The 25,784-nt window shown below is 64.4% G+C and carries 22 protein-coding genes; 12 read left to right on the top strand and 10 right to left on the bottom strand.

From position 1 onward, the window contains the following. The first annotated feature begins 53 nt into the window (after nt 1-53). From hydA to IQ24_RS00810, 5 genes are read left to right on the top strand one after another with little or no spacing between them, the layout of a single operon-like run. Entirely contained in the window at nt 54-1,505 is a 1,452-nt protein-coding gene (gene hydA, locus IQ24_RS00830) for a dihydropyrimidinase (RefSeq protein ID WP_145395814.1), read from the top strand. Between the two features lie 33 nt (nt 1,506-1,538). Then, on the top strand, nt 1,539-2,312 hold the full coding sequence (locus IQ24_RS00825; RefSeq protein ID WP_145395813.1) for an ABC transporter ATP-binding protein: 774 nt from the start codon (nt 1,539-1,541) through the stop codon (nt 2,310-2,312). Nucleotides 2,313-2,367: 55 nt separating this feature from the next. Continuing rightward, nucleotides 2,368-3,231, top strand: coding sequence for an ABC transporter permease (locus tag IQ24_RS00820; RefSeq protein ID WP_145396123.1), 864 nt, complete (start codon nt 2,368-2,370; stop codon nt 3,229-3,231). Then, on the top strand, nt 3,228-4,064 hold the full coding sequence (locus IQ24_RS00815) for an ABC transporter permease (RefSeq protein ID WP_145395812.1): 837 nt from the start codon (nt 3,228-3,230) through the stop codon (nt 4,062-4,064). The genes IQ24_RS00820 and IQ24_RS00815 overlap by 4 nt, the downstream gene beginning before the upstream one ends. Nucleotides 4,065-4,105: 41 nt before the next feature. Further along, a complete protein-coding gene (locus IQ24_RS00810) occupies nt 4,106-5,092 on the top strand; it encodes an ABC transporter substrate-binding protein (RefSeq protein ID WP_145395811.1) in 987 nt (328 codons plus the stop codon). A gap of 42 nt (nt 5,093-5,134) precedes the next feature. Here IQ24_RS00810 and IQ24_RS00805 read toward each other — a convergent pair whose 3' ends face one another. Both IQ24_RS00805 and IQ24_RS00800 read right to left on the bottom strand, forming a co-directional pair. Next, nucleotides 5,135-5,479: an arsenate reductase family protein gene (locus IQ24_RS00805; protein ID WP_242007850.1), complete on the bottom strand. Its 345-nt coding sequence runs from the start codon at nt 5,477-5,479 to the stop codon at nt 5,135-5,137. Nucleotides 5,480-5,584: 105 nt separating this feature from the next. Further along, nucleotides 5,585-6,892: a DUF3422 family protein gene (locus IQ24_RS00800; RefSeq protein ID WP_145395810.1), complete on the bottom strand. Its 1,308-nt coding sequence runs from the start codon at nt 6,890-6,892 to the stop codon at nt 5,585-5,587. A gap of 165 nt (nt 6,893-7,057) precedes the next feature. Here IQ24_RS00800 and IQ24_RS00795 point away from each other — a divergent pair, with 165 nt between their 5' ends. Both IQ24_RS00795 and IQ24_RS00790 read left to right on the top strand, forming a co-directional pair. Then, the gene (locus tag IQ24_RS00795) at nt 7,058-7,573 is read left to right on the top strand and encodes a L,D-transpeptidase family protein (protein WP_145396121.1); all 516 of its coding nucleotides are present in this window, start codon (nt 7,058-7,060) and stop codon (nt 7,571-7,573) included. A 220-nt stretch (nt 7,574-7,793) separates the two neighbouring features. After that, on the top strand, nt 7,794-7,979 hold the full coding sequence (locus tag IQ24_RS00790; RefSeq protein WP_242007849.1) for a hypothetical protein: 186 nt from the start codon (nt 7,794-7,796) through the stop codon (nt 7,977-7,979). A 72-nt stretch (nt 7,980-8,051) separates the two neighbouring features. On the opposite strand, the gene IQ24_RS00785 is transcribed toward IQ24_RS00790, so the two are convergent. The 5 genes from IQ24_RS00785 to IQ24_RS00765 form a co-directional block, all read right to left on the bottom strand. Next, nucleotides 8,052-9,551 (bottom strand): NAD(P)(+) transhydrogenase (Re/Si-specific) subunit beta, encoded by a 1,500-nt coding sequence (locus IQ24_RS00785; RefSeq protein ID WP_145395808.1) that lies wholly within the window; start codon nt 9,549-9,551, stop codon nt 8,052-8,054. 12 nt (nt 9,552-9,563) lie between these two features. Continuing rightward, nucleotides 9,564-11,138, bottom strand: coding sequence for a Re/Si-specific NAD(P)(+) transhydrogenase subunit alpha (locus IQ24_RS00780; protein WP_145395807.1), 1,575 nt, complete (start codon nt 11,136-11,138; stop codon nt 9,564-9,566). Nucleotides 11,139-11,233: 95 nt separating this feature from the next. Beyond that, nucleotides 11,234-11,914, bottom strand: a complete 681-nt coding sequence (locus tag IQ24_RS00775) for a D-lyxose/D-mannose family sugar isomerase (RefSeq protein WP_145395806.1) — start codon at nt 11,912-11,914, stop codon at nt 11,234-11,236. Nucleotides 11,915-12,119: 205 nt separating this feature from the next. Next, nucleotides 12,120-14,267, bottom strand: coding sequence for a malate synthase G (locus IQ24_RS00770; RefSeq protein WP_145395805.1), 2,148 nt, complete (start codon nt 14,265-14,267; stop codon nt 12,120-12,122). Between the two features lie 188 nt (nt 14,268-14,455). Further along, entirely contained in the window at nt 14,456-15,139 is a 684-nt protein-coding gene (locus tag IQ24_RS00765) for a hypothetical protein (RefSeq protein ID WP_145395804.1), read from the bottom strand. 164 nt (nt 15,140-15,303) lie between these two features. On the opposite strand from IQ24_RS00765, the gene pepN reads away from it, so the two are divergent. Beyond that, nucleotides 15,304-17,856 carry an aminopeptidase N gene (gene pepN / locus IQ24_RS00760; protein WP_242007848.1) on the top strand — a complete coding sequence of 851 codons (2,553 nt, stop codon included), beginning with the start codon at nt 15,304-15,306 and terminating at the stop codon, nt 17,854-17,856. A 70-nt stretch (nt 17,857-17,926) separates the two neighbouring features. Further along, nucleotides 17,927-18,817 carry a 1-acyl-sn-glycerol-3-phosphate acyltransferase gene (locus tag IQ24_RS00755; protein ID WP_242007847.1) on the top strand — a complete coding sequence of 297 codons (891 nt, stop codon included), beginning with the start codon at nt 17,927-17,929 and terminating at the stop codon, nt 18,815-18,817. 14 nt (nt 18,818-18,831) lie between these two features. On the opposite strand, the gene proB is transcribed toward IQ24_RS00755, so the two are convergent. Then, a complete protein-coding gene (proB, locus tag IQ24_RS00750; RefSeq protein WP_145395801.1) occupies nt 18,832-19,944 on the bottom strand; it encodes a glutamate 5-kinase in 1,113 nt (370 codons plus the stop codon). Further along, nucleotides 19,932-20,966 (bottom strand): GTPase ObgE, encoded by a 1,035-nt coding sequence (obgE, locus tag IQ24_RS00745; RefSeq protein WP_145395800.1) that lies wholly within the window; start codon nt 20,964-20,966, stop codon nt 19,932-19,934. The genes proB and obgE overlap by 13 nt, the downstream gene beginning before the upstream one ends. A 167-nt stretch (nt 20,967-21,133) precedes the next feature. Here obgE and IQ24_RS00740 point away from each other — a divergent pair, with 167 nt between their 5' ends. The 3 genes from IQ24_RS00740 (at nt 21,134) to eno (ending at nt 24,679) form a co-directional block, all read left to right on the top strand. Then, nucleotides 21,134-22,552 (top strand): protein adenylyltransferase SelO, encoded by a 1,419-nt coding sequence (locus IQ24_RS00740; protein ID WP_145395799.1) that lies wholly within the window; start codon nt 21,134-21,136, stop codon nt 22,550-22,552. Between the two features lie 9 nt (nt 22,553-22,561). Beyond that, nucleotides 22,562-23,299, top strand: coding sequence for an endonuclease/exonuclease/phosphatase family protein (locus tag IQ24_RS00735; protein WP_277872841.1), 738 nt, complete (start codon nt 22,562-22,564; stop codon nt 23,297-23,299). Nucleotides 23,300-23,401: 102 nt separating this feature from the next. Continuing rightward, entirely contained in the window at nt 23,402-24,679 is a 1,278-nt protein-coding gene (gene eno, locus IQ24_RS00730; protein WP_145395797.1) for a phosphopyruvate hydratase, read from the top strand. Nucleotides 24,680-24,737: 58 nt separating this feature from the next. On the opposite strand, the gene IQ24_RS00725 is transcribed toward eno, so the two are convergent. Next, the gene (locus IQ24_RS00725; RefSeq protein ID WP_242007846.1) at nt 24,738-25,775 is read right to left on the bottom strand and encodes a protein-glutamate methylesterase/protein-glutamine glutaminase; all 1,038 of its coding nucleotides are present in this window, start codon (nt 25,773-25,775) and stop codon (nt 24,738-24,740) included. Between the last annotated feature and the right edge of the window lie 9 nt (nt 25,776-25,784).

The following is a 25,784-nucleotide window of genomic DNA, read 5'->3' as shown; positions in this document are numbered from 1 at the left end:
GGCTTTGCCCCCGGACCCCCAGGATATTTGGACATGAAAGAAGGGCTTGAGCGATGAGCACGGTCATCAAAGGCGGAACGGTTGTCACGGCGGATCTGAGCTATGCGGCGGATGTGCTGATCGAGGGCGGGCGGATTGCCGCGATCGGGCCGGATCTGTCTGGCGATACAGTTCTGGATGCGGTGGGGTGTTTCATCATGCCGGGCGGGATCGATCCGCATACCCATCTGGAGATGCCCTTCATGGGCACCTATTCGGCCGATGATTTCGAAAGCGGTACTCGCGCTGCGCTGGCGGGCGGGACGACGATGGTGGTCGACTTCGCCCTGCCCTCGCCCGGTCAGGGGCTGCTGGATGCGCTGAAGATGTGGGACAACAAGGTCGCCCGTGCGCATTGCGATTTCAGCTATCACATGGCCGTCACCTGGTGGGGCGAGCAGGTCTTCGACGAGATGGAACAGATCGTCAGGCGCGGCATCACCAGCTTCAAGCATTTCATGGCCTATAAAGGCGCGCTGATGGTGAATGATGACGAGCTGTTCTCGAGCTTCCGGCGCGTCGGGGATCTGGGCGGCATCGCGCTGGTCCATGCCGAGAATGGCGATGTCGTGGCCGAGCTTTCGGCCCGGCTGCTGGCCGAGGGCAACACCGGGCCCGAGGGGCATGCCTATTCCCGCCCGCCGCAGGTCGAGGGCGAGGCCACCAATCGCGCGATCATGATTGCCGATATGGCGGGCGTGCCGCTTTATGTCGTCCATACCTCCTGCGAGGACAGCCATGAGGCGATCCGGCGCGCGCGGCAGCAAGGCAAGCGGGTCTGGGGCGAGCCTCTGATCCAGCACCTGACGCTGGATGAAAGCGAGTATTTCAACGCCGACTGGGACCATGCCGCGCGGCGCGTCATGTCGCCGCCGTTCCGCAACAAGCTGCATCAGGACAGCCTCTGGGCTGGACTGCAATCGGGCAGCCTGTCCTGCGTCGCCACCGATCATTGCGCCTTCACCACCGATCAGAAGCGCACTGGGCTCGGCGATTTCACCAAGATCCCGAATGGCACTGGCGGGCTGGAGGACCGGATGCCGATGCTGTGGACGCATGGCGTCAACACCGGCCGCCTGACGCCGAATGAGTTCGTGGCCGTCACCTCGACCAATATCGCGAAGATCCTGAACATGTATCCGAAGAAGGGCGCGGTTCTGGTGGGGGCCGATGCCGATCTGGTCGTCTGGGACCCGGAGGCCGAAAAGGTCATCAGCGCCAAGGGGCAGCAAAGTGCCATCGATTACAACGTCTTCGAAGGGCAGAAGGTGAAGGGCCTGCCGCGCTTTACGCTGTCGCGCGGCGTGCTGTCCTGGAATGACGGCACGATCGAAAGCCGTGAGGGGCAAGGCGAATTCGTCGCGCGCGAGCCCCGGCCTGCCGTCAACCGCGCGCTCTCGGCCTGGAAAGAGCTGACCGCGCCACGCCCGGTCGAGCGCTCTGGCATTCCGGTCAGTGGGGTCTGAAATGCAGCGCCGCGTCGCATTCGGGGGCCATCGATGAGCATCATCACCGCGCAGAACGTCAGCCTGACCTTTCCGACCAATGACGGGCCGGTGCATGCGCTGAAGGACGTCGACCTGACCATCGAGAAAGGCGATTTCGTCAGCTTCATCGGCCCCTCGGGCTGCGGCAAGACCACGTTTCTGCGCACCATCGCCGCGCTGGAAACCCCGACCGGCGGCACGCTGAGCGTGAACGGCATGCCCCCTGATGAGGCGCGAAAGGCGCGCGCCTATGGCTATGTCTTTCAGGCTCCGGGGCTTTATCCGTGGCGCACCATTTCGGGGAACATCTCGCTTCCGCTTGAGATCATGGGGTTTTCCAGATCTGACCGCGCCGAACGGGTGGCGCGTGTTCTGGAGATGGTCGAGCTTTCGGGCTTTGGCGGCAAGTTTCCATGGCAACTGTCGGGCGGGATGCAGCAGCGCGCCTCAATCGCGCGGGCGCTGTCCTTTGACGCCGATATCCTGCTGATGGATGAGCCCTTCGGCGCGCTGGATGAGATCGTGCGCGACCGGCTGAACGCGGCCCTGCTGGAGCTGTGGGACCGCACCGGAAAGACCATCGGCTTCGTCACCCACTCGATCCCCGAGGCGGTCTATCTGTCGACCAAGATCGTCGTCATGTCCCCGCGTCCGGGCCGGATCACCCGCGTCATCGAAAGCCCCCTGCCGCGTCAGCGCCCGCTGGAGATCCGCGACACGCCCGAGTTCATCGAGATTGCCCAGCAGGTGCGTGAAGGGCTGCGAGAGGGGCATTCCTATGACTGAAATCCCGGCTCCTGCCCTGCGCATGCGAAGGCGGCCCGCGCTTTATACGGGGCTGATGCAGGGGCTGTTTCCGGTCCTTGTCGTGCTGATGGCGATCATCGGGGTCTGGTACCTGGGGGCTTTCTTCCTGAATTCGACCTGGGCGCAGGATCAGGCCGCGCGCGCTGGCCAGCCGTTGGGCTTCATGGACCTCGTAAGTGCGACCATGACGCAGGACCGGCCCGTCCTGCCCGCGCCACATCAGGTGGCGGCGGGGCTTTGGGACGGGATTTTCGGGCAGAAGATCACCTCGAAGCGCAGTCTGGTCTGGCATGGCTGGATCACGCTGGCGCCCACGCTTCTGGGCTTTGCCATCGGCAGCCTTGCAGGCATCCTGCTGGCGGTTGGAATCGTCCACAGCCGCGTCATGGACATGTCGGTCATGCCCTGGGCCATCGCCAGCCAGACCGTGCCGATTGTCGCGCTCGCGCCCATGGTCATCGTGGTTCTCAGCAGCATGGGGATCACCGGGCTGATCCCGAAGGCGCTGATCTCGGCTTGGCTGTCGTTTTTTCCGGTGCTGGTCGGCATGGTGAAGGGGCTGCGCGCGCCTGACCGGATGCAGCTGGACCTGATGCACAGCTGGAACGCGGGCGAGGCGCAGGTGTTCTGGCGGCTGCGGCTGCCCTCGGCCATGCCTTACCTGTTCGCGAGCCTGAAGGTCGCGGTTGCGGCCGCGCTGGTGGGCACCATCGTGGGCGAGCTACCGGGCGGAGCCTCGGCAGGTCTGGGCGCGCGGCTCTTGTCGGGCAGCTATTACGGGCAGACGATCCAGATCTGGTCGGCGCTCTTCATGGCCGCGACGCTGGCCGCCGGGCTGGTGCTGCTGATCGGCGTGATCGAGCGGATCACCCTGCGTCGCATGGGACTGGCACGATGACGGCGGCGCTGTCGATCCTTGCGGTCTGGCTGGGCGCGATGGGGCTGAACCGCCGCATCGCCCGCAATGAGGGGCCGCTTTACGCGATCATCGTCGCCGCGATCTTCGGCATCACCCTGCTGGTCCTGTGGGAAATGGTCGTCCGCCTTTACCACGTCGCACCCGTGATCCTGCCCGCGCCCAGTGCGATTGGCAAAAGCCTCGCCGCGAACCTGCCGCTGCTTTGGGGGGATTTCGTGCAGACGATCCTGAAGGGCGCGGTGGTCGGCTGGGTCATCGGGGCGCTGGCGGCGATCCTGACGGCCATTGCCATCGACCGCTCACCCTTCCTGCAACGCGGGCTGCTGCCCATCGGGAATTTCGTGGCGGCCCTGCCCATCGTGGGGATCGCGCCGATCATGGTGATGTGGTTCGGGTTTGACTGGCACTCCAAGGCCGCGGTCGTGGTCATCATGGTCTTCTTCCCGATCCTCGTGAACACGGTCGCGGGGCTGAAGGCCACGGACAGCCTGCAACGCGACCTGATGGCCACCTGGAGCGCGGGCTACTGGCCCTCGCTTCTTAAGATGCGCCTGCCTGCGGCAATGCCCTTCATCTTCAACGGGCTGAAGATCACCACGACGCTGGCGCTGATCGGGGCCATCGTGGCCGAGTTCTTCGGCAGCCCGACGCGGGGCATGGGCTTTCGGATCTCGACGGCGGTCGGGCAACTGAACCTGCCGCTGGTCTGGGCCGAGATCGCCGTCGCCGCACTGGCGGGTACGCTGTTTTACGGAATTGTCGCGCTGATCGAACGAAGGGTGACCTTCTGGCACCCCTCGCAGCGTCAATAAGCGGGGCGCGCAAAACGCCTCAACCAACGGTGGAGAGAGCAATGAAAAGACTGATGATGACTGTCGGCGCGCTTGGTCTGTTCGCGGGAATGGCGCAGGCGGATGATGCGCTGACGCTGCAGCTGAAATGGGTGACGCAGGCCCAGTTCGGCGGCTATTACGTCGCCAAGGACAAGGGCTTCTACAAGGAAGAAGGGCTGGACGTCACCATCCTGCCCGGCGGCCCGGATATCGCGCCCGTTCAGGTGCTGGCCGGTGGTGGTGCCGATGTCACCGTGGAATGGATGCCCGCAGCCCTGGCCGCCCGCGAAAAAGGGCTGCCCATCGTCAATATTGCCCAGCCGTTCAAATCCTCGGGTATGATGCTGACCTGCCTGAAGGAAAGCGGCATCACCGACCCCAAGACCGATTTCAAGGGCAAGACGCTGGGCGTCTGGTTCTCGGGCAATGAGTTCCCCTTCCTCAGCTGGATGGCGCATCTGGGCCTTCCGACCGAAGGCGGCCCGGATGGCGTGACCGTGCTGAAACAGGGCTTCAACGTCGATCCTTTGCTGCAGAAACAGGCCGCCTGCATCAGCACCATGACCTATAATGAATATGGGCAAGTGCTGGACGCGGGCATCAAGCCCGAGGATCTGGTGACCTTCAAATATGAGGATCAGGGCGTCGCCACGCTGGAAGACGGGCTTTACGTTTTGGAGGAGAAGCTGGGCGATCCGGCGATGGAGGACAAGCTGGTCCGCTTTGTCCGCGCCAGCATGAAGGGCTGGAAATACGCCGAGGAGCACCCCGAGGAAGCCGCCGAGATTGTCATGGAAAATGACGAAACCGGCGCCCAGACCATCGAACACCAGACCCGCATGGCGCAGGAAATCGCCAAGCTGACGGCGGGCTCGAACGGTGCGCTGGAGGAAGCCGATTACAAGCGCACGGTCGAGACCCTGCTGGCCGGTGGCTCGGACCCGGTGATCGCCAAAGAGCCCGAGGGGGCCTGGACGCATCAGATCTCGGACAAGGCGCTGCAATAAGGCATGGGGATGCGGCGGCCGGACCGCCGCATCCCGAACCGGTCAGGCAGCGACGCCTAGCGCGCGTTTGACGTTCGCGGTCCAGCCCAGAAGCCGCTGATCACCCGCCGCAATCGCCGGGCGTTTGATGAGCGAGGGCTTGGCCTCCAGCATCTGGACGGGGGTCTGGGCGCGCTCATCCTCGGACATGCCGCGCCAGGTCAGGCTGGCGCGATTGACCAGCTTTTCGCCGAATTCATCCGAGAGCGTCGCCCACTCGGCCGCCGACAGCGGGGCGGTCTTCACGTCGCGAAACTCGATCGTCCAGCCTGCCGCCTCAAGCTCGGCCTGCGCCTTCTGGCAGGTCGAGCAATGGGCCAGCCCGTACATCTTCAGATTGCCCGCCATCAGATCACCGGAACGAAGGGGATGCCATTGGTGCAGGCGGTCAGGGCCAGGATGGCCAGAAGGGAAAGTGCAACTCTCATGTGATCCTCATTTGAGCCAGAAATGTCAGTGCGGGCTGTCGCCCTCGGCGCTGTGCAGCCGCGCATGGATGCGTCGCATCGCCAGCCAGACGCACAGGATGACCAGCGGCGTCAGGGCGGCGACCAGAAGCGCCTTCTCGACCCCGAAATGCTTGGCGATCGGGTCAAGCGCATAGCCCAGCAACCCCACCGCATAATAGCTGATGGCGACGACCGAAAGCCCCTCGACCGTGTGCTGCAGGCGCAGCTGCAGATCGGCGCGGCGATCCGCGCGCTCCAGCAGGTCCTGGTTCTGCGCGCCCCGCCAGACATCGACGCGGGTGCGCAGCAGTTCCGCCGCGCGCTCGCTGCGGTTCAGCATGGCGTTCAGGCGCTGCTCGGCCGATTTCGCCGTCCGCATCGCCGGATGATAGCGCCGGGTCATGAACTCGGTCAGCATCTGCCCGCCCATGAAGCGCGTCTCGCGCAGGGCCGCCACCCGGTCATTGACGATGGCCTGATAGGCCGCCGTTGCGCCAAATCGGAAGGAATGCTGCATGGCCGCACTTTCCAGCCGGGCCGAGACCGACAGCAGCTCTTGCAGCACGGTTTCGGGCGGGCGGCTGTCATCGCTCATGCCCTGCACGATGTCGTTGAGTTCCGGGTCAAGTTGATTGAGCAGGCGGTTCAGATCGCGCGCCCGGCCAAGGCCCAGCATGGACATGGCGCGGTAGGTCTCAAGCTCGACCAGACGCTGGACGATGCGGCCGATGCGCCCCGAGCCGGTGCCGGGCTTGACGAAGACCGCAAAGCGCATCCAGCCCGACGGATCGATGCGAAAATCACCGGCGACGACGGCGGCTTCCTCCAGCACCCAGACGGTCGCGATGCTTTCCTTGGCGAACCATTGCGACAGGCGCGGCAGGATCTCGGCCGGGTTTTCGGGCAGGATGTCGACCTGAATCATCACCGCCGCGATGCGTTTTCCGGGCGCCTGATGCTGCCAGTGCTTCGGGAAAATATCGCCTGTCGAAGGATCAAAGGGCTGATGCGGCAGCCCGGGAACGAAGGCCGCATAGGTCACGAATTCCGTGTGGCTTTCCCAGTTCAGCAGATGCCGCCCCAGATGCGCCGAATAATGGGCCGAGTTCGGGTCAGGCCAGGGCGCGCCGTGACGGGCGCAAAGCTCGGCCAGATGCACGACGTCCTTGCTGCGGTCGCGGTTGGCCGCGTCGCGCGGCTCTTTGAAGGCCATGAACACTGCCGTGCATGGCGCCTCCAGCCGCGGAGAGGGGCGCGCATGCAGTTCATTGGCAAGGGAATATCGAAGCGGGTGTTCGTCATCTGCGGTCATGGCGCCAGATTATCCACCGGCCTTGCATCTGCAACAGGAAAGCCAGCAGGCCCTGCAACTGATGCGGAAATGCCCGTCCGCTCCGGAATTCGTGAAGGCCTACGGATTGCCGCCGTGCAGACGAAAAGGCAAATTGGATCAAACACGGATAACGAGGGAATGAAGATGCCTGCATGGCTCTCGCGGCTTCTTGCGGTCGTGCTGTTGATCGGGCTTGCAGCCTGTTCGCAGGAACCCAGCAAGTTCAAGTCCTATAGCGGACCGCCGGTGACGCAAGTCGTCGTCAACAAGGGCGCACGGCAGATGCTTCTGATGAGCGGCAACACGGTGCTGAAGGCCTATCGCATTGGCCTCGGCAATGAGCCGATTGGCCATAAGGAATTCGAGGGCGACGGCAAGACGCCCGAGGGGCTTTACTATATCGACCGCCGCAACCCCGACAGCCGCTATCACCTGTCGATTGGCGTCTCGTATCCGAACCCGCAGGACTCGGCAAAAGCCATGTCTCTGGGCCGCAGCGCGGGCAGCGATATCTTCATCCACGGTCAGGGTCCCGAGGGTCGCGTGCTGTCGAAGATGCGCGGCGACTGGACCGCAGGCTGCATCGCGGTCAGCGACACCGAGGTCGAGGATATCTATGCGATGGTGCAGGACGGCACTCCGATCCTGATCACTCCGTAAAATCTTACGCAAGATTGGCTGGCAGGGGTGCTGCCCCTGCCGCTACAGTGAAAGTTCGACCTGTTCTAAAGGTCAAATGTACATGCGTTAACCTGTTGGCTAATTCGAAAGGGCCTTAACCCTGACGAATGACGACATGTGCCTTCCCATTCACAACCTAGATGAGCATATCGATTCCGCTGAAACCCTGGGCTATGTTCCCGGGCTCATCGAGACTGTGATGCAATTCGACCCCGGCTCCTCCTGGAGCGCGGGGGTGATTACCAATTGCTCGGCCACGCAGTCGCAATCGACGGCGACGCGCTGTGCAGTGCTGATCCCGCGCGAGGGTGCGCAATCGCGCCTGCTGGCGCTGCATCCGGCGCTGCCGAGCGACGTGATCAAGGCCATGCTGAACGCCCGCTGAAAACCGAAGCCCCTGATGGAAGAAGGGCGGCCCTTGCGGACCGCCCTTTTCGTTTCACCATGCCTGTCCGGATCAGTCGATCATCGGCAGCAGCGCGTCGATGGATTTCTTCGCGTCGCCATAGAACATGCGGGTGTTTTCCTTGTAGAACAGCGGGTTCTCGATGCCCGAGTAACCGGTGCCCTGACCACGCTTCGACACGAACACCTGCTTGGCTTTCCAGACTTCCAGCACCGGCATGCCGGCGATGGGGCTGTTCGGGTCTTCCTGCGCCGCAGGGTTCACGATGTCGTTCGAGCCGATGACGATGACCACGTCGGTGTTCGGGAAGTCCTCGTTGATCTCGTCCATTTCCAGAACGATATCATAGGGAACCTTCGCCTCGGCCAGCAGCACGTTCATGTGGCCCGGCAGACGACCGGCAACCGGGTGGATCGCGAAGCGGACCTTCTTGCCACGCGCACGCAGCTTGCGGGTCAGCTCGCTGACCGACTGCTGGGCCTGCGCCACCGCCATGCCATAGCCCGGCACGATGATGATTTCGTCCGCATCGTTCAGCGCAGCGGCCACGTTCTCGGCGTCGATGGCGATCTGCTCACCCTCGATTTCCATCGCGGGACCTGCCTCGCCGCCGAAGCCGCCCAGGATCACGCTGACGAAGTTGCGGTTCATGGCCTTGCACATGATGTAGCTGAGGATCGCACCCGAGGAGCCAACCAGCGCGCCGACCACGATCAGCAGATCGTTGCCCAGCGTGAAGCCGATGGCCGCAGCCGCCCAGCCCGAATAGCTGTTCAGCATCGAGACGACAACCGGCATGTCCGCGCCACCGATGCCCATGATCAGGTGATAGCCGATGAAGAAGGCCATCAGCGTGACAAGCACCAGCCACAGCACGGGCGAGCCGATGTCGGCGCAGTAAAGCACACCGAAGAGCACCGACAGAAGCGCCGCACCGGCATTCAGCGCATGGCCGCCCGGCAGCTTGCGCGGCTTGCCGTCGATCTTGCCCGCCAGTTTGCCGAAGGCGATGATCGAGCCGGTGAAGGTCACCGCACCGATGAAGATGCCAAGGAAGACCTCGACTTTCAGCATGGCCACTTCCGCGGCGGTCTTATGCGCCAGCACGGCGGCGAAACCGGTCAGCTTCTGCGCGCGCTCGGCCAGTTCGATCAGCCGCGCCGGGTCCATCATCGCGGCACCCGTCGGATCATGGGACAGCGCCATGATCTCGCGCAGGCCGTTCAGTTCGAACTGGGCGTTGAAGCCGATCAGCACGGCAGCAAGGCCGACGAGGCTGTGCATGGCCGCGACAAGCTGCGGCATCTCGGTCATCTGGACGCGCTGAGCGACGACCCAACCGGCGCCACCGCCGACCAGCAGCATCACCAGCGCCAGTAGCCAGTTGCCCGAACCGGGGCCGATCAGCGTGGCGAAGATCGCCAGCGCCATCGCCGCGATGCCGTACCAGACCGCGCGCTTGGCGCTTTCCTGACCCGACAGACCGCCCAGCGACAGGATGAACAGAACGGCTGCCACCACATAGGCGGCCGTGGAGAATCCGAATTCCATCTGACCGCCTCCTTACGACTTTTGGAACATGGCAAGCATCCGGCGCGTGACCAGGAAGCCGCCAAAGATGTTGACCCCGGCCATCAGCACCGAAGCTGCGGCCAGCACGACGATCAGCCACGAACCCGAGCCGATCTGCAGAAGTGCGCCGACGATGATGATCGACGAGATCGCGTTGGTGATCGCCATCAGCGGCGTGTGCAGCGAGTGGCTGACGTTCCAGATGACCTGGAAGCCGATGAAGCACGACAGCACGAAGACGATGAAATGCGACAGGAACGAGGCCGGAGCATAGATGCCGACCAGCAGCATCAGGATCGCGCCCACGGCCAGCAGGGTGACCTGCGAGCGGGTCTGGGCCTTGAACTCGGCCACTTCCTTGGCGCGACGCTCTTCCGGGGTCAGCTCCTTGGCCTTCTCCTTCGGCTTCTGCGCGGCGATCGCAGCCACTTTCGGCGGCGGCGGCGGCCAGGTCACATCGCCGTCAAAGGTAACGGTCGAGCCACGAATGACGTCATCTTCCATGTTCTGAACGACCTGCCCGTCCTTGCCGGGCGTGAGGTCGGTCATCATGTGGCGGATGTTGTTGCCGTAAAGCTCGGAGGCCTGCGCGCCCATCCGCGACGGGAAGTCGGTGTAGCCGATGATGACGACGCCATTGTCGGTGACAAAACGCTCATCCGGGACGGTCAGTTCGCAATTGCCGCCACGCTCGGCCGCAAGGTCGACGATGACGCTGCCGGTCTTCATGGACTCGACCATATCGGCGGTCCACAGGATCGGCGCATCGCGGCCCGGGATCAGCGCCGTGGTGATGACGATGTCCATTTCCGGCGCGAGTTCGCGGAACTTCTTCAGCTGCGCTTCGCGGAACTCGGGGCTCGAAGGCGCGGCATAGCCGCCCGTCGTCGCGCCGTCGGTCTGCGCTTCGGCAAAGTCCAGATAGACGAACTCAGCGCCCATGGACTCAATCTGTTCAGCCACTTCCGGCCGCACGTCAAAGGCATAGACCTGCGCGCCCAGCGAGGTCGCAGCCCCGATGGCCGCCAGGCCCGCGACGCCTGCGCCGACGATCAGCACCTTCGCCGGGGGCACCTTGCCCGCCGCCGTCACCTGACCGGTGAAGAAGCGACCGAAGTTGTTCGCCGCCTCGATGACCGCGCGGTAACCCGCGATGTTGGCCATCGACGACAGCGCGTCCATCTTTTGCGCACGGCTGATGCGCGGCACCATGTCCATGGCGATGGCGGTGACGCCCTGCTCACGCGCCGCTTCCAGCAACTCGCTGTTCTGCGACGGATAAAAATACGAGATCACCGTCTGACCGCGACGCATCTGCGCGATCTCGGCCTCGCTGGGGGGCCGCACCTTGACCACGATATCGGTGTCGCGGATCAGATCCGCAGCGCCCGGAACAACCGTTACGCCCGCAGCCTGGTAGGCCGCATCCGAGAAACCCGCACGAGCACCCGCGCCGCTTTCCACATAGGGGTCATAGCCAAGCTTCTTGAGATGCGCGGCAGACGACGGGGTTATCGCAACCCGAGCCTCACCATCGAAAGTCTCCTTCAAAGCGCCGATTTTCACGAGGCCCTCCTCCGCTGTTAGCGTATTTCAAGGTCTCCATAGCATCGCGCAACAATCTTTCACAAGTGCGCGACGATACGTTCTTTAGCACTAGATTACGCGGCGTCAGATTTATAATCGCTTACCAGCAGGTGGGTCGGTGCCTCATCCTCTTCGACGGTGGCGAAGCGACCGATGGGCGCGGCGAAAATATTGTCGGTAAGATCATCGTTTACGGTCGATACCTCACCTATCAGAACCGGCCCACCCTCGGCCCAGAATTCATGCCAGTCACCGGGTCTGAGGGTGACGGATTCCCCGGGTTCCAGACGCAAGATGCCCCCCGCCGAAATCTCTCGCGACACACCATCGCAATCGACCCGGACGGGGGCATTCCGGTCCATCCGACCCTCGGAATCCGAGCCGCAAAGCCGGATGGCCAGCGTCGCCCCCCAGCGATTGATGATGTCTTCGGTCTTGACCACATGCGTATGCATGGGGCTGATCTGATTTTCTTGCGAAATCAGAAGCTTCTCGGCATAAACCATACCCCTGCCCGCCTGCAGATCGGCCAGCCGTCCATTCCTGAGAGTAAACAGAAACAAACCCAGATGGGTGAAGTCGCCCTGCCCATAATCGGTGATATCCCAGCCCAACCGGGCGTCGATGATGGCGGGCGTGGCCTTGGCGCGGAACTCATCCGGCGACCATGAGGCGAAGGGCGGAAGCCGGAAACCGGCCCGGTCGATCATCTCGGCCGCGTCCTGCATGATGTGATTGATGCGAGAGCGCTTCATCTGACATTTCCCTTCAATTCCAGACCCTTGCGGAATTTAGGCGAAAAATCGCGCGCGCGCGCCCGCTCCGCCCTTATGATGAAGCGACGCTGCAACAGAATCCCGAAGACTGGCAACCGAAGAATTTTGCCGCGCAAAAACGGGTGCGGCCCGAATCCCACCAAAGGGACCAGGCCGCATCGAAGTTTGGGTCAGGAAAAGCCGATCAGGCGGATTGCGCCATCTCGGCCTTTTTCTGCAGGCGGCGGGCGTGCAGCACCGGCTCGGTATAGCCTGAGGGCTGCTGGCGGCCCTGGAACACCAGATCGCAGGCGGCCTGGAACGCCACGCCATCAAAGCCCGGCGCCATCGGCTGATACAGCGGATCGTCGGCGTTCTGGCGGTCGACGACCTGCGCCATCTGCCGCATCGTGTCCATCACCTGCTGTTCGCTGACGATGCTGTGGTGCAGCCAGTTGGCCAGCGACTGGGCCGAGATCCGCAGCGTCGCGCGGTCCTCCATCAGGCCGACATCCTCGATATTCGGCACCTTCGAGCAGCCGATCCCCTGATCGATCCAGCGCACCACATAGCCAAGAATGCCCTGACAGTTGTTCTGCACGTCATGCATGACTTCGGAGTCGTTGTAGTTCCGCCCGCCTGCCAGCGGGATCGTCAGCAGATCGTTCAGGCGGTTCGGACGATTCTCGGCCGCGATCTGGGCCTGACGCGCAAAGACGTCGACCTTGTGGTAATGCGTGGCATGCAGCGTCGCGGCGGTGGGGCTGGGCACCCAAGCCGTGTTCGCGCCTGCCTGCGGGTGGTCGATCTTCTGCGCCAGCATGGCCTGCATCCGGTCGGGGATCGCCCACATGCCCTTGCCGATCTGAGCCTTGCCCGAGAGGCCACAGGCCAGACCGATGTCGACGTTGCGATCCTCGTAAGCGCTGATCCAGGGCTGGCCGCGCATCTCGTCCTTGGCCAGGATTGCGCCCGCCTCCATCGAGGTGTGCATCTCGTCGCCGGTGCGGTCGAGGAAGCCCGTGTTGATGAAGGCCACCCGGTCGCGTGCGGCGCGGATGCATTCCTTGAGGTTGGCGCTGGTGCGGCGCTCTTCGTCCATGATGCCCAGCTTGACGGTGTGGCGCGGCAGGCCCAGCACATCCTCGACGAAATCGAAGATCTGGCTGGCGAAGGCGACCTCTTCCGGGCCGTGCATCTTGGGCTTCACCACATAGATCGAGCCCTTGACCGAGTTGCGCGGGCCGCTGCTGCGGTCCAGATCGCGCTTGGCGCAAAGCATGGTGACCATGGCGTCGATCAGCCCCTCATAGGCCTGATTGCCGTCGCGATCCAGCACGGCGGGCGTGGTCATCAGATGGCCCACGTTGCGCACCAGCATCAGCGCGCGGCCCTTGACCGAGGTGCGGCTGCCGTCCGGCGCGGTGAATTCGACGTCATCGGCCAGCTTGCGGGTGAAGGTCTTGCCGCCCTTGCTGACCTCTTCCGACAGCGTGCCATCCATCAGGCCCAGCCAGTTCGAATAGGCCAGCGCCTTGTCCTCGCCATCGACGCAGGCGACGGAATCCTCGCAATCCATGATGGCCGAGACGGCGGATTCGATCACGATGTCCGAGATCCTGATCTTGTCCTGCCCGCCAACCGGGGTCGAGGCGTTCAGCACGATGCGGATCATCAGGTTGTTGTTGCGCAGGAAGATGTCGCTCGGCGTATCGGCCGCGCCGTCATGGCCCGCGAATTTCGACGCATCCTTCAGCGCCGGAACCAGCGCCCCATCCTTGACCGAAAGCGCCCCGGCATCCGCCCAGGAGCCCTTGGCCAGCGGTGCCGCCGTATCCAGGAAATTGCGACCCCAGGCGATTACGCGTGCGCCGCGCTCGGCGTCATAACCCTTGCCTTTCGGCAGATCGCCCATGGCATCGGTGCCGTAAAGCGCATCGTAAAGGCTGCCCCAGCGGGCGTTCGCTGCGTTCAGCGCATAGCGGGCATTGGTGATCGGCACGACCAGCTGCGGACCTGCGATGCTGGCAAACTCGGGGTCGGTATTGGCGGTGTCGATGCTGAAGGGCGCGCCTTCGGGCACCAGATAGCCGATCTCGCGCAGGAATTCCTGATAATCAGTTGCGTTGAAACGCTGGCCGCGACGCTCGATATGCCAGGCGTCAATCGCCGTCTGCAGATCGTCGCGCTTGTCCAGCAGCGCCCGGTTGCGCGGGCCAAACTCATGCACCAGCCTTGAGAGGCCATCCCAGAAACGCTCAGGCGCAATCCCGCTTCCGGGCAGCGCACGCTCGTTGATGAAATCGGCAAGGGCCCGCTCTACCCGCAGGCCCGCATACTCTAGACGACCCATGTCAGCCGTTCCTCTGTCTTGAATTCGGGGCCGGTGGTATACCATGGTGCGCCGTAAGGCAATCGCCCCACATTGTCGCAGCCGCAGACCCGCATTTGCTGGGGTTTTCACCAGTTCCAACGACCCGGAAAACGAAAAAACCGCCGCACGGGGCAACCCCGGCGGCGGCTTCAGTGATCTCAGCCAGCTCAGTTCGTGGTCGAACCGGTCGCCGGAGGAGTCGTGGTGGTGCCGCTTGCCGGAGGCGTGGTGGGCTCTTCGACCGAGATCGCATCGTCGACTGCGGTGGCAGCGTTGTCAGCGGCCTGAGCCGCAGCGTCCGCAGCCTGATCGGCAGCCTGGCCCGCAGCGTCGGCTGCGTTTTCAGCAGCGGTCGCGGCGCTGTCAGCCGCGTTTTCAACGGCGGTGCCAGCAGCTTGGCCTGCGTTCTCGACGGCGGTTGCCGCGTTGTCGGCAGCGGTGGCGGCGGCGTCAGCGGCATTGTCGGCTGCGGTTTCGGCAGCATCGACCGCGTTGCCCGCAGCAGCGGCTGCATCATCGGCGGCGTTTTCAGCGGCGGCACCGGCAGCAGCGCCCGCATCCGAAGCGGCTTCGGCTGCGTCATTGGCGGCAGCGCCCGCAGCATCGGCGGCGTTTTCGGCGTTCTCAGCCGCAGTCGCGGCCGGAGCGTCGGTGGCGGGCGGCGTGGTGGTGGTCACGGCTGCGTCGCCATCGGTGACGGGCGCGTCGCCCTTCATGAAATATTGCGCAACGAAATATGCGACAGCCAGCGCAAGCAGGATGCCGATGATCAGCGGCAGCGGTGAACCGCGGCGCTCAACCGGCTCGACATAGGTGTCTTTCCGCTGGGGGTCGTTGGGGTTCTGCGTCATGTACTATTCTCCTAACGTAACGTTTCGCCTAAGCCATTTGCTGCAAGGCTCGCGCCTAGGCGCATGCACCCCGCTGACTTGCGACCCGGCTGCACAGGGTCTAACACATGTGTGTCGCACAAGTTCCAATGCGCGCAACAATTTTTCCAGTTCGAGGTCCCGCCGTGGCGACTACCCAATACCTGAAAGACTGGCAGCCCTACCCGTTCGAGTTGCTTGAAACCAGATTGGAATTCGACCTGAGCGCGACTGCGACGCGCGTCCGCTCGGCCCTGCGGTTTCGCCGCCGCGCGCCGGGGCCGCTGATTCTGGATGGCGCGGGGCTGCGCACGCTGTCTATCCGGATTGACGGGAATGATCTGGACCGCAGCCTGATTTCCCACGCGGATGAGACGCTTTCGATCCCCGAGGCGCTGATCCCCGAGGGTGAGTTCACCTTCTTCGCCGAGGTCGAGATCTCTCCCGAAGAGAATACCGCGCTGGAGGGCCTCTATCTGTCAGGCGGCATCTTCTGCACCCAATGCGAGGCCGAGGGTTTCCGCCACATCACCTGGTATCCCGACCGCCCCGATGTGATGGCCCCTTTCCATGTCCGCATCCGTTCGGAGAAGCCGGTCATCCTGTCGAACGGCAATCCGGTTACCCGCCAGCAGGGTTTTGCCGAATGGCATGACCCCTGGCCCAAGCCCAGCTATCTGTTCGCGCTGGTGGCGGGCGATCTGGTGGCGATCACCGATCATTTCACCACCCGCTCGGGTCGCGGGGTCGAGCTGAACGTCTGGGTCCGCCCCGGCGATCAGGACCGCGCAGGCTTTGCCATGGAATCGCTGAAGAATTCGATGAAATGGGACGAGGAAGTCTATGGTCGCGAATATGACCTCGACGTCTTCAACCTTGTCGCCGTCGATGATTTCAACATGGGCGCGATGGAGAACAAGGGGCTGAACATCTTCAACTCGAAGCTGGTTCTGGCCAGCGCCGAGACCGCGACCGATGGCGATTACGAGCGGATCGAGGGCGTCATCGGGCATGAGTATTTCCACAACTGGACCGGCAACCGCATCACCTGCCGCGACTGGTTCCAGCTTTGCCTGAAAGAGGGGCTGACGGTCTTCCGCGACCAGCAGTTCACCAGCGACATGCGCTCGGCTGCGGTCAAGCGCATCAGCGACGTCCAGACCCTGCGCGCGCGTCAGTTCCGTGAGGATCAGGGACCGCTGGCGCATCCGCCGCGCCCCGATCACTATCAGGAAATCAACAATTTCTACACCGCGACCGTTTATGAAAAGGGTGCCGAGGTCATCGGCATGCTCAAGCGCCTTGTGGGCGAGGACGGCTATCGCAAGGCGCTGGATTTGTATTTCGACCGCCATGACGGGCAGGCCTGCACCATCGAGGATTGGCTGCAGGTGTTCGAGGATGCGACCGGGCGGGACCTCACGCAATTCTCGCGCTGGTACACCGATGCGGGCACGCCGCGCCTCACGATGACCGAGGCCTGGCAGGACGGTCGCCTGACGCTGGGCTTCACACAAAGCACCCAGCCGACGCCCGGCCAGTCCGAAAAGCCCGCCCGCGTCATTCCCATCGCGGTCGGCCTGATCGGTCCGAACGGCGATGAGGTGCAGGCCACCACCGTGCTGGAGATGACCGAGCCTGCGCAGGAATTCACCTTCGACGGCCTCGGCGCGCGTCCAGTCGTCTCGCTGCTGCGGGGCTTCTCCGCGCCGGTGACGGTCGAGCGTGAGATCTCGGCCCGCGAACAGGCCTTGCTGCTGGCCCATGACACCGACGCTTACGCACGCTGGCAGGCGGGGCACGATCTGGCACTGGACGCGCTGGTCGCGCTGACCGAAGGGCGCGACGCCGGGCCGCATCTGTCGCAGGCCCTGGGCGGCTTGCTGGAGGATGCCGAGCGTGACCCCGCTTTCGCCTCGCTTTGCCTCGCGCTGCCGGGTGAAGAAGAGATCGCGGGCACCATCGCCGCACGCGGTGGCGTGCCCGACCCGGATGCCATCCATGCCGCGCGCGGGCAGTTGATCCGCGATCTTGCGACCACGCATGAGACGCGCCTTGCCGAGCTGTTCGACAGCATGCAGACCGATGGCCCCTACCGGCCCGACGCGGCGGGTGCGGCGTCGCGCAGCCTGCGTCTGGCGGCGCTCTCCTATCTGTCGCGCCTCGATGATGGCGCGCGTGCGCAGGCCCTCTCCGACAGCGCCAGCAACATGACCGAACGCCTTGGCGCGCTGGAGCAACTGGTCGCTCTGGGCAAGGATGAACGGGCGCTGCGCGAATTCGCGGATGAGTTCGGCAAGAATCGGCTGGTCATGGACAAGTGGTTCATGGTGCAGCCGATGCGCACCGCACCGACCGGCGCGGTGCAGCGGGCCAATGCGCTGGCGCAGCGGTCGGACTTTGACTGGAAGAACCCGAACCGCTTCCGCGCGCTGATCGCGGGGCTTGGCGCGAACCACGCCGCCTTCCACGGAAAAGACGGTTCTGGCTATGATTTCCTGGCGAAATGGCTGATCCGGCTGGATCCGGTCAACCCGCAGACGACGGCGCGCATGTGCTCGGCCTTCGAGACCTGGCGGCAGTATGATGCCGACCGGCAGGCCCATGCGCGGGCCGCGCTGGAACGGATCGCCTCGGTTCCGGGGCTGTCGCGCAACACTTCGGAAATGGTCTCGCGGATCCTGGGCGGCAAGGCGTAGCGCGCGACGGATGACCTTGCGAAGGCCATCCGCGCGCGGCATTACTGCTGACATGAACGCCCGCGAAGAAATGCAACGTAGACTTGATCCGCTGATCCATGAGCGGGCGCCCTGGCTTTTTTCGGGCAAATGGCATCACGAGCTTGCCCGCTCATCGCTGATGTGGCTGCTGCGCTATGGCCCGACGGTCGAGCTTGCCGCCGAATACCGCGACCTGCCCGTCGATGAGATCATGCGCCGTCTCGCCAATCTGATCGTCCGCGACGTCTGGATCGAAGGGTTCGAGCACATTCCCGCGACAGGCCCCGCCCTGATCGTGGCGAACCACCCGACCGGCATTGCCGATGGCGTGGTGCTGAACGCGCTGATCTCGGCGGTGCGCAACGATCTGTTCATCTATGCCAACCATGACATCATGCGCGTCCTGCCGCAGTTCGAGGATCTGATCGCGCCGGTCGAATGGCGCATCGAAAAGCGCAGCCATGCCAAGACCCGGCTGACGATGGACTATACCCGCAACGCCCTTGGGCGCGGGCGCATCGGGCTGATCTTCCCCTCGGGTCGTCTGGCGAAACGCCACGGGCTGACGCTGCACGAGCGTCCCTGGATGGCCAGTGCCGTGATGATCGCGCGCAAATTCGACGTGCCGGTGATCCCGCTGAATATCCGCGCGCGGAACTCGGCGCTTTTCTATCTGCTGGACGCGATCCACCCGACGGTGCGTGACGTGACGCTGTTTAACGAGGTGCTGAACAAGGCCAGCCAGCCCTATCGGATCACGATTGGTCAGGCGATCCAGCCCTCGTCCCTGCCGAAGAACAGCGAAGAGGGCATTGCGATCCTGCGCGAGGCCACGCTGTCGCTGCCGCCGCCCGGCAATGACGCGCTGCGCTTCGACAAGCTGCGCAACATGGCGACGCGACCGGCCCTGCGGCGTGCCCCGGCGAAGGGCAAGCCCTAGGCGGGCGGGCCGTTTCAGACCACCATATCGTCGCGGTGGATCAGTGCCGCGCGGCCCGGATAGCCCAGAATTTCTTCGATGGCATCCGAGCGATGCCCGGCAATCGAGCGCGCCTCGCTCGCGGAATAGCGCACCAGCCCCACGGCCAGCCTTGCCCCGTTGCGGTCCATGACCAGCACCGGATCGCCACGCCCGAACCGGCCCGTAACCCCCGTCACCCCGGCAGGCAGCAGCGATTTTCCCTGATTGAGCGCGGTGGCCGCACCCGCATCGACCACAATCTCGCCCTTGGGCTTCATCGCCGCGATCCAGCGCTTGCGCGCCGCCTGCGGGTCGGTGTCGGGCAGGAACCAGGTCACGCGCTCGCCCCCGGCGACGGCAGACAGCGGGTTCATCACCGAGCCTTCCGCGATCACCATGGCGCAGCCGCCCGCGACAGCAGTCCGGGCCGCCATCAGCTTGGTCTTCATCCCGCCTTTCGACAGGCCAGAGACGGGATCGCCGCCCATCGCCTCGATCTCGGGCGTCAGTTGCTCGACCACCGGCAGATGCACCGCCGAAGGGTCGGTCTTGGGGTTTGCGGTGTAAAGCCCGTCGACGTCCGACAGCAGCAAAAGCTGATCCGCCCCGCAGGTCACCGCGATCTGGGCAGCCAGCCGGTCATTGTCGCCAAACCGGATTTCATCGGTCGCAACGGTGTCGTTTTCATTGACGATGGGCACGACGCCCAGCCCCAGCAGCGTCTGCATCGTGGCGCGGCTGTTGAGGTAACGGCGGCGATCCGTCGTATCATCCAGCGTCACCAGAAGCTGCGCGGTCTTGACCCCATGCGGGGCCAGCGCCTGCTCATAGGCGCGGGCAAGGCGGATCTGGCCAACAGCGGCGGCGGCCTGCGACTGCTCGACCCGCAGAGGGCCCGCAGGAAGCTGCAGCACCTGACGCCCAAGCGCAATCGCGCCCGAGGAGACCAGCACCACATCCGTCCCGCGCCTGCGCGCATCGGCGACATCATCGCAAAGCGCATTCAGCCAGGTGACGTTCAGCCCATCCGGGCCCACAAGCAGCGCCGAGCCGATCTTGACGACCAGCCGGCGCGCATTTTCAAGCGCCGGTGTCACGGTTGCCAAGGTTTCGTTTCCTGCTCGATATCGACCTTGCGACGGGTGGGGACGATGTGCTTCCAAAGCGCGCGCAGCACCTCGGTCACGCCGGTTCCGGCGACACCGGACATGGCAAGGACCGGGCCGCCGATCTCGGCCTCAAGGGCGGCCTTGGCCTCGGCCAGCTCCTCTTCGTCCAAGGCGTCGATCTTGTTCAGAACGGTGATGCGCGGCTTTTGCGACAGAAGCGGCGAATAGGCCTCCAGCTCGGTCAGGATGGTGCGCGCGTCGCCCGCCACATCCTCGGAGGTGCCGTCGACCAGATGCAGCAGCACGTTGCTGCGCTCGACATGGCCCAGAAACTGGTCGCCCAGCCCCCTGCCCTCGCTGGCACCTTCGATAAGGCCCGGGATATCGGCCATGACGAATTCATGCCCGTCGATCCCCACGACCCCAAGGTTCGGGTGCAGCGTGGTGAAGGGATAATCCGCGATCTTCGGCCGCGCGTTCGAGACCGCCGCCAGGAAGGTCGACTTGCCCGCATTCGGCAGCCCCACCAGCCCGGCATCGGCGATCAGCTTGAGACGCAGCCACAGCGTCCGTTCAACCCCCGGCTGGCCCGGATTTGCGTGGCGCGGCGCGCGGTTGGTCGAGCTTTTGAAATGCAGGTTGCCGAAGCCGCCATTGCCGCCGCGCGCCAGCTGGACACGCTGGCCGGGCTGGGTCAGGTCGGCAATCACGGTTTCCTGATCCTCATCCAGGATCTCGGTCCCGACGGGCACCTTCAGCACGATGTCGTCGCCGCTTGCGCCGGTGCGCTGCGCGCCCATGCCATGCTGGCCGGATTTGGCGAAGAAATGCTGCTGATAACGGAAATCGATCAGCGTGTTCAGCCCGTCGACCGCCTCGGCCCAGACATCGCCACCCCGACCGCCGTCACCACCGTCAGGGCCACCATATTCAATGAATTTTTCGCGCCGGAACGACACGCAACCCGCGCCTCCGCCGCCCGAGCGGACATAGACCTTGGCGAGATCAAGAAACTTCATCGAATGTCCTGCGAAAAACCGGGGTTATCCCGTGGGATACGCCCTTGGCCTCCAGCGTTCAAGGGGAAGGTCATCCGACCTTGCGCCACGGGGTTCAGGACATTGTGCATGCGCAAGGCCCTTAACATTTCCTTCTTCGCCGTTAGATATTGTTGAAAGGAGTTCAAATGATCACCTTCGACAACAGCTATGCACGTCTGCCTGCGGGCTTTTTCACCCGCACGAACCCGACCCCGGTGCGCGAACCCGCACTTGTCGCGCTGAACCGCCCGCTGGCCCAGCGGCTGGGGCTGGATGCCGATTGGCTGGCAAGTCCCGACGGGCTGGCCATGCTGTCGGGCAACCGCATGCCCGAGGGCGCCGAGCCGATTGCCCAGGCCTATGCCGGCCATCAGTTCGGCGGCTTCGTCCCGCAGCTGGGCGACGGGCGCGCGCTGCTGCTGGGAGAGATCGTGGCACCCGACGGCCAGCGCTTCGACATCCAGTTGAAAGGCGCGGGGCTGACGCCCTTCTCGCGTCGCGGGGACGGTCGCGCCTGGCTTGGGCCGGTGCTGCGCGAATATCTGGTCAGCGAGTTCATGGCCGCCTTCGGCATCCCCACGACGCGTGCCCTCGCGGCCGTCACGACCGGAGAGCAGGTGATCCGCGAAACCATGCTGCCGGGTGCCGTCCTGACCCGCGTGGCCGCCAGCCATATCCGCGTGGGCACCTTCGAATTCTTCGCCGCTCGCGGCGACATCACCCGTCTCAAGCTGCTGGCCGAGCATGTGATCGCGCGCCACTATCCGGACGCCAAATCCCCGGCCGAACTGCTGGAGAAGGTGGTCGAGGCGCAGGCCAGCACCATTGCCAGCTGGATGGCGCTTGGCTTCATCCACGGGGTGATGAACACCGACAATATGTCGGTCTCGGGCGAGACGATCGACTATGGCCCCTGCGCGTTCATGGATGCCTACCGTCCGGACAAGGTCTTCTCCTCGATCGACGCCAATGGCCGCTATGCCTGGAACGAGCAGCCCAACATCGCTGTCTGGAACCTTGCGCAGCTTGCGAGCTGCCTTGTGCCGCTGATGGGCAATGACGATGCGGCGGTCGCCACGGCCACGCGGATCGTCCATGAGTTTCCGGTCATCTACCGGCGCGAGGCGCTGGCGCGTTTCGCCGCGAAAATCGGCATCTCGCAGCCCGAGGCGGGCGATCAGGCCCTCAGCGACCGGCTGCTGACGATCATGGCCAAATCGGGCGCCGATTTCACCCGGACCTTCGCGGGCCTTGCGAATGGCCGCGCACGCGAGGAATTCACCGACCCCTCGGAATTCGATCTCTGGCATGCCGATTGGCGCCAGCGGATCGCCGGGCTGGGCGACGCCGATGAGGTCATGGCCCGCGCGAACCCCGTCCGCATTCCCCGAAACCACCGGATCGAGCAGGCGATTGCCGCGGCACGCGATGAGGGCGATTTCAGCCTGTTCCACCGGCTCGATGACGCGCTGCACGCGCCGTTTACCGAGCGCCCGGAATGGGACGATCTGGCCCAGCCCCCCGCCCGCGACGAGATCGTCCAGCGCACCTTCTGCGGGACCTGAGAACTCGCCGTGTCGCTGCTGATCCAACCGCCCAAATTCAGGTTCGCGACCTACAACCTGCATAAATGCCGGGGCATGACCGGCCCCCACGCGCCCGAGCGCAACTTGCAGGTCATCGCGGATCTCGATGCCGATGTTGTGGCCCTGCAAGAGGTGGATTTCCGACTGGGCAATCGCCCCGAAGCCCTGCCCCGCGCGCTGATCGAAGAGGCGACCGGCATGGTCCCGGCCCCCTTTCTGGGCACCGGGGAAAACTCGCTGGGCTGGCACGGCCAGACCATCCTCATGCGCCCCGAGATCGCGCAAAACGCGCAAATCCGCCGCCTGCCCCTGCCGGGGATTGAGCCACGCGGCGCCATCGCGCTGCGCCTGCCGGGCTTCACCTTCGTCGCCATGCATCTGGGTCTGCTGCGCTCCTCGCGCCGGGCGCAGCTTGCGCGAATCATCGCGCAGGCGGGGCGCATGGGCAGCGCGCCGTTGGTTCTGACCGGCGATTTCAACGAATGGCACGACAGTCGCGGGCTTGAGGCGCTGGCGCCAATGAACATCATCGCGCCGGGCCCCAGCTGGCCCGCGCCGTTCCCGCGCCTGCGCTACGACCGAATCGCGGTCTCGCCCAGTTTTCAGATCATCGGCTCGGGCGTGCATGACAGCCGCATTGCACGGCTCGCCTCGGATCACCTGCCGATCTGGGCCGATCTGGCGATCACGCCCGAGGCCCATCTGCATCCCCACCTTAAGGTCTAATCCGAACCGCGCAGCTTCCCCGGCGTCTCGGAATAAAGCTTTTCTGCACTTGCGAAGCCCGCTACACATTCGGCAAGCCTTGCAAGCAAAAGGGACGCAGAAATGACCGCAATCATCGACATCTTCGCACGTGAGATCCTGGACAGCCGCGGCAACCCGACCGTCGAGGTCGATGTCACGCTGGAAGACGGCACCATGGGTCGCGCGGCGGTCCCGTCGGGGGCGTCGACCGGGGCGCATGAGGCGGTCGAAAAGCGCGATGGCGACAAGACGCGCTATCTGGGCAAGGGCGTTCTGGAGGCGGTCGCCTCGGTCAATGGCGAGATCGCCGAGAACCTGATCGGCGAAGACGCGACCGAACAACTGGCCATCGACCAGCTGATGATCGAACTGGACGGTACGCCCAACAAGGGCCGTCTGGGTGCGAACGCCATTCTGGGCGTGTCGCTGGCCGTCGCCAAGGCCGCCGCGGAAGCCTGCGCGCAGCCGCTTTACCGCTATGTCGGCGGCACCGGTGCGCATGTCCTGCCCGTTCCGATGATGAACATCATCAACGGCGGCGAGCATGCCGACAACCCCATCGACATCCAGGAATTCATGATCATGCCGGTCAGCGCGGAGAACATCCGCGAGGCCGTGCGCATGGGCTCGGAAGTCTTCCACACGCTGAAGAAAGAGCTTTCGGCAGCCGGTTTCTCGACCGGTATCGGCGATGAGGGCGGCTTTGCACCGAACATCAACAGCACCCGCGAAGCGCTGGATTTCGTCCTGAAGGCCATCGAGAAGGCGGGCTACGCGCCCGGCGACGACATCATGCTGGCGCTGGACTGCGCCTCGACCGAGTATTTCAAGAACGGCAAATACGAGTTTGCGGGCGAAGGCAAATCGCTTTCGGCAGCGGAAAACGTGGCCTACCTTGAGGCGCTCTGCAACGACTACCCGATCCTCTCGATCGAGGATGGTTGCGCCGAAGACGATTGGGAAGGCTGGAAGCTGCTGACCGACCGCCTGGGCGACCGCGTGCAACTGGTCGGCGACGACCTGTTCGTCACCAACCCCGCCCGTCTGGCCGAGGGCATCGCCCAGGGTTGCGGCAACTCGCTTCTGGTGAAGGTGAACCAGATCGGCACGCTGTCGGAAACGCTGGACGCCGTGCGCATGGCTGATCGCGCGGGCTTCACCAGCGTCATGTCCCACCGTTCGGGCGAGACCGAGGACGCCACCATCGCCGATCTGGCCGTGGCGACGAACTGCGGTCAGATCAAGACCGGCTCGCTTTCGCGCTCGGACCGGCTGGCGAAATATAACCAGCTGATCCGTATCGAGGAAATGCTGGGCGCAACCGCCGCTTACGCGGGTCGTTCGATCCTGCGCGGCTGATCGCTGACGCCCTGACCTTGGTGAAAGAGCGGCATCGCCGCTCTTTTTCATTTGCGGCTCACCGGCCATACCCACGCCCGGTCGAGGTCAGGATCGCCTCGCACATCTGGGACAGAGGAACCAGCCGCTCGGCCGCACCGATCTCATGGGCGACGCGCGGCATGCCCCAGACAACCGAGCTGTCCTTGTCCTGTGCAAGGCAGGTCGCGCCAGCCTGGCGCATCCGCAGCATCCCCTCGGCCCCGTCGCGCCCCATACCGGTCAGCAGAACCGAGACGCCACGCACCCCCAGCATCACCGCGGAATCGAACAGCATATCGACCGAGGGACGATGCCCGCTGCGTTTCTCTCCCTCGACCAACTGGCAGACGGGGCTGGCGGCGCCGGTCAGCGTCAGATGCTCAGCCCCGCCTGGCGCAAGATAGACCACGCCCGGCAGCAAGGGCGCGCCGGTGGTGGCCAGCGTGACCGTCGGCAGAATGCGCGTGTCCAGACGATGGGCGAAACTGGCCAGGAACCCCTGCGGCATATGCTGGGTGATGACAGTCGGCGGGCAGTTCGCGGGAAACTCGGCCAGAATGCGCTCCAGCGCGTCGACGCCGCCGGTCGAAGATCCGATCACCACGAACCGGCCGTTCCATTGAAAATTGCGCGGACGGGCCACCGGGCGCGCCAGCGGCAGATTACGGCGCACCTGCACCTTCGCCTGCGAGGCGATGATGACCATGTCGTTTAGCATCGCGAAGGCCTGCGGGCGGCTGGCACCCTGCGGTTTTCCGACGCAATCGACGGCGCCCAGCGACAGGGCTTCGACGGCCGAAATACTGCCCTTCTGGGTCTCGGTCGAGACCATGATAACCGGCAGCGGCGTCGTCGCCATGACCTCTTCAAGGAAATCCAGCCCGGATTTGCCGGGCATTTCGACGTCCAGCGTCATCACATCGGGGCGCAACTCATCCAGTTGCCGTCGCGCCTGAACGGCATCACGCGCCTCGCCCACCACCTCGATGCGGGGATCGGCGGAGAGCGCAAGCCGGATCAACCGCCGCATCGTCAGCGAGTCGTCGACAATCAAGACCCGGACCGCCCGCATCATGCCGGTCCC

This window comes from Paracoccus sulfuroxidans, from assembly GCF_007830335.1.
Classification (GTDB): Bacteria; Pseudomonadota; Alphaproteobacteria; order Rhodobacterales; family Rhodobacteraceae; genus Paracoccus; species Paracoccus sulfuroxidans.
Note: the sequence above shows the minus strand (reverse complement) of the source record. Positions and strands in the feature narration are given on the sequence as shown.

What these genes read in the sequence shown, in the direction of transcription:
- hydA (WP_145395814.1), top strand. Translation starts at nt 54, where the DNA reads ATGAGCACGGTCATCAAAGGCGGAACGGTTGTCACGGCGGATCTGAGC.
- IQ24_RS00825 (WP_145395813.1), top strand. Translation starts at nt 1,539, where the DNA reads ATGAGCATCATCACCGCGCAGAACGTCAGCCTGACCTTTCCGACCAAT.
- IQ24_RS00820 (WP_145396123.1), top strand. Translation starts at nt 2,368, where the DNA reads ATGCAGGGGCTGTTTCCGGTCCTTGTCGTGCTGATGGCGATCATCGGG.
- IQ24_RS00815 (WP_145395812.1), top strand. Translation starts at nt 3,228, where the DNA reads ATGACGGCGGCGCTGTCGATCCTTGCGGTCTGGCTGGGCGCGATGGGG.
- IQ24_RS00810 (WP_145395811.1), top strand. Translation starts at nt 4,106, where the DNA reads ATGAAAAGACTGATGATGACTGTCGGCGCGCTTGGTCTGTTCGCGGGA.
- IQ24_RS00805 (WP_242007850.1), bottom strand. Translation starts at nt 5,479, where the DNA reads ATGGCGGGCAATCTGAAGATGTACGGGCTGGCCCATTGCTCGACCTGC.
- IQ24_RS00800 (WP_145395810.1), bottom strand. Translation starts at nt 6,892, where the DNA reads ATGACCGCAGATGACGAACACCCGCTTCGATATTCCCTTGCCAATGAA.
- IQ24_RS00795 (WP_145396121.1), top strand. Translation starts at nt 7,058, where the DNA reads ATGCCTGCATGGCTCTCGCGGCTTCTTGCGGTCGTGCTGTTGATCGGG.
- IQ24_RS00790 (WP_242007849.1), top strand. Translation starts at nt 7,794, where the DNA reads ATGCAATTCGACCCCGGCTCCTCCTGGAGCGCGGGGGTGATTACCAAT.
- IQ24_RS00785 (WP_145395808.1), bottom strand. Translation starts at nt 9,551, where the DNA reads ATGGAATTCGGATTCTCCACGGCCGCCTATGTGGTGGCAGCCGTTCTG.
- IQ24_RS00775 (WP_145395806.1), bottom strand. Translation starts at nt 11,914, where the DNA reads ATGAAGCGCTCTCGCATCAATCACATCATGCAGGACGCGGCCGAGATG.
- IQ24_RS00770 (WP_145395805.1), bottom strand. Translation starts at nt 14,267, where the DNA reads ATGGGTCGTCTAGAGTATGCGGGCCTGCGGGTAGAGCGGGCCCTTGCC.
- IQ24_RS00765 (WP_145395804.1), bottom strand. Translation starts at nt 15,139, where the DNA reads ATGACGCAGAACCCCAACGACCCCCAGCGGAAAGACACCTATGTCGAG.
- IQ24_RS00755 (WP_242007847.1), top strand. Translation starts at nt 17,927, where the DNA reads ATGCAACGTAGACTTGATCCGCTGATCCATGAGCGGGCGCCCTGGCTT.
- obgE (WP_145395800.1), bottom strand. Translation starts at nt 20,966, where the DNA reads ATGAAGTTTCTTGATCTCGCCAAGGTCTATGTCCGCTCGGGCGGCGGA.
- IQ24_RS00740 (WP_145395799.1), top strand. Translation starts at nt 21,134, where the DNA reads ATGATCACCTTCGACAACAGCTATGCACGTCTGCCTGCGGGCTTTTTC.
- eno (WP_145395797.1), top strand. Translation starts at nt 23,402, where the DNA reads ATGACCGCAATCATCGACATCTTCGCACGTGAGATCCTGGACAGCCGC.
- IQ24_RS00725 (WP_242007846.1), bottom strand. Translation starts at nt 25,775, where the DNA reads ATGATGCGGGCGGTCCGGGTCTTGATTGTCGACGACTCGCTGACGATG.